3 protein-coding genes are annotated in these 3,095 nt (G+C 39.6%); 2 read left to right on the top strand and 1 reads right to left on the bottom strand.

Features of this window, described 5'->3' with window-relative positions; translation table 11 throughout:
- A partial coding sequence (locus tag LD39_RS09685) for an aldehyde dehydrogenase family protein (protein WP_035545621.1) occupies positions 1–764 on the bottom strand: 764 nt, incomplete at its 3' end.
- Between the two features lie 283 nt (positions 765–1,047).
- On the opposite strand from LD39_RS09685, the gene LD39_RS09680 reads away from it, so the two are divergent.
- Positions 1,048–1,599: a GbsR/MarR family transcriptional regulator gene (locus LD39_RS09680; RefSeq protein ID WP_035545620.1), complete on the top strand. Its 552-nt coding sequence runs from the start codon at positions 1,048–1,050 to the stop codon at positions 1,597–1,599.
- A gap of 186 nt (positions 1,600–1,785) precedes the next feature.
- Positions 1,786–2,685 (top strand): glycine betaine ABC transporter substrate-binding protein, encoded by a 900-nt coding sequence (locus LD39_RS09675; RefSeq protein ID WP_035545618.1) that lies wholly within the window; start codon positions 1,786–1,788, stop codon positions 2,683–2,685.
- Positions 2,686–3,095 lie beyond the last annotated feature (410 nt).

Here is a 3,095-nt window from a genome sequence, read left to right as displayed (position 1 = left end):
TTCCCTCCAAGCTCAAGAGCAAGCTTCTTCACATTCGCACTAGCCGCTTGCATAATTTTCTTCCCGGTGGCAATACCGCCCGTGAATGAAATAAGGTCTACATCCGTGTTCGTAGACAGCTCATTGCCAATTGTATGGCCTGCACCAAGCACTAGGTTTACAACACCAGCAGGTACTCCCGCTTCTTCCATTAGTTCAAACACTTTTATAGTAGTAAGTGGTGTAATTTCACTTGGCTTCATAATTAACGTATTACCAGTTGCAAGCGCTGGAGCCAGTTTCCAGGACGCTTGAAGTAAAGGATAATTCCAAGGTGTAATCTGTCCACAAACACCAACTGGTTCGTGAACCACTTTACTCATGGAGTTTGGCACTGGGGAATCGATCAGCTCTCCACCATCTTTATCTGCAAGTTCTCCGTAATAACGAAATACTCCAGCGATATCATCCATGTCTCCACGGCTTTCTTCTACTGTTTTGCCGGTATCCAATGATTCTAAATGCGCCAATTCTTCTTTATCTCTTTCAATCAATTCAGTAATCTTCCTTACGACAGCCCCTCGCTCAGTTGCTGGGGTAGAAGCCCATTCTCCGTTATCAAATGCTTCTCGTGCCGCAGCGATGGCTGCTTTTGCATCGGATTCATCGCCTTCCGGAACAGTAGCAATAATTTCCTGGTTAAATGGATTAATAATATCACGCGTGTTTCCCGAGCTCGCTTCCACCCATTTGCCATTAATGTATTGTTGTAGTTTTAGATCCATATTTATCAACTCCAATTTTGAAGTAAATTAAGTTTATTAAAAATTTATTTAACGTTTAAAACACTAACATGTCTTTTTAAGGATGTCAAAATTAATTCAAACATAAAGTAGATAAAGAATAAGAATGAACTGGAATAGTTATAATGAATGAAATAGCGGACATTTCATTTCGCGAATGACAATCTTGCATTTGACATTTTTTCTGAACACGTTAACATTAAGTTCGTAAAGAAAATTTGATTAATATTTAACACGGTTTACTTTATATTGAAGGAGCGACCTTATGAGTGAATCTACTGAAAAACCGAGACTTAAAATAGAAGAAGCTAAAGATAAAGTCATCGGCGCCATTGCAGAGACGATGGATTTATATGGAGTAACACCAGCTGCTGCAAACTTGTACGCGACCATGTACTTCGAAGATCAGATGACGCTTGATGAAATGCGTACCGAACTCGGAATGAGTAAACCGAGTATGAGTACCAGCGTCCGCAGGCTCCAAGAAATAGACATGGTGAAAAAAACATTCACACGCGGTTCCAGGAAACATACGTATGCAGCTGAGAAGAATTTCTTCCGTTCCTTTATGGCGTTTTATTGTCAGATGTGGGAACGCGAAGTGAAAATGAATTTAGAAGCCATTGAGGAAGCACAAGAAGATTTCATAAATGTCATTAAAGACTCCACCAGCACACCAGACATTGTTGCAGAAGCAAAGAAATACTATGACCAATTAGAAGAATCTAAAACTTACTATCACTGGTTGGATGACTTAGTTGCAAGTATAAGAAGCGGAGAAATTTTCGAATTCTTACCGAAAGATCAACAAGATTAAGTTGACAAGAAGTTATCAGGCAGTCTATAGAAATGGAGCTTTAGACTGCCTAGTTATATCCATGTTCCACTCTTACATAAAAAAGAGGTGGCTTTGTTTTGCATTTTCGTTAAATAAATTCTTAATATATTTAACTATTAGGTTTATTGGAATTAATATAAAAATATAAAAGGGGAGTTTATCAACATGAACAAGTGGAAAAAAGTACTTAGTTTTATTTCAGCGATCCTAATGGTCGCTGTACTGACCGCATGCGGAAGCACTAGTGGGGAATCAAACAGCGATCAAGAAAGTACAGAAACAGAGGAAAAAGATAAAGAATTAACGATTGGTCAAATCAACTGGGCTGAAAACATTGCCGTAACGAATATGTGGAAAGTCATTTTAGAAGATAAAGGGTATGACGTGAAATTAAACAACCTGAACATGGGGAGTACCATGAAAGCATTGGAAGCCGGCGATCTGGATGCCAGCTTAGAAATCTGGTTACCCGTTCAGGATGCGAACTATTTGAAGGAATATAAAGATACGGTTAATTTCTCAGATGCTACGTGGTATGACAATGCCAAAGTAGGACTTGTCGTTCCAAGCTATGTAGAAGAAGTGAACAGCATCGAAGACTTAAATGAACATAAAGACATGTTCAATAGCGAAATTGTTGGGTTCGATCCTGGCGCAGGTACGATGGAAGTAACCGAACAAATGATTAAGGATTATGGTCTCGAATATGAACTCCTATCAAGCTCTGAACCTGCGATGCTAGCTGAAATCGGAAATGCCGTAGAAAGTGAAGAACCAATCGTAGCCCCACTTTGGAGCCCACACTGGGTATTTTCCAAATACGACTTGAAATTCCTCGAAGATCCGAAAGAGACATTCGGTGGCGTAGAAAAAATCCACCATGCGACAAGGCAAGGATTTGAGGAAGATTATCCAGAAATCAGCGAATGGTTTAAGAACTGGAAGATGAATGATCAACAGATCGGCAAGCTTATTGAATATGTAGAAAATAGCGAAGAGCCTCTTGATGGGGCTGAGAAATGGGTTAAAGAGAATCAAGATTTAATTGATGAATGGGTAAAATAAAGGCATAGAGGTATGAAATAAAGAAGTTGGTCTCTCGTTTATTGTGGGAGGTCGGCTTCTTTTGTTTATTGGAAATATTGACTTTGATTCGGATTATACTGGCTCGTATAGAAGAGTTAATGGTACCTGGCCCCCACCACTCTACCGGGTTAAGGTACACAATATTGATTCGTGTTATATACGAAAAAAAGGGGCTAGACATAAGTAAAGGCATCCAATCTAAAGACGAACAACTAAGGGAAGGGATATTTAGATGTAATTGATTGCTCTGAATGACCGCATCGGAAATACACTCCGCTTTTCGCGGGTGGCTGGTGAGGCCTCCTCGTGCTAAGCAGAGGCCACTGAAAAACTAACTTAATTTAAAAATTTACTGACGGAGCATCCATATACGGATACTATAAAGGTAG

This window comes from Halobacillus sp. BBL2006 (genome assembly GCF_000786645.1).
GTDB lineage: Bacteria > Bacillota > Bacilli > Bacillales > Halobacillaceae > Halobacillus.
Note: the sequence above shows the minus strand (reverse complement) of the source record. Positions and strands in the feature narration are given on the sequence as shown.

Excerpts from the sequence above, each read along its gene's own strand:
- LD39_RS09680 (WP_035545620.1), top strand. The coding sequence starts at position 1,048 with ATGAGTGAATCTACTGAAAAACCGAGACTTAAAATAGAAGAAGCTAAA.
- LD39_RS09675 (WP_035545618.1), top strand. The coding sequence starts at position 1,786 with ATGAACAAGTGGAAAAAAGTACTTAGTTTTATTTCAGCGATCCTAATG.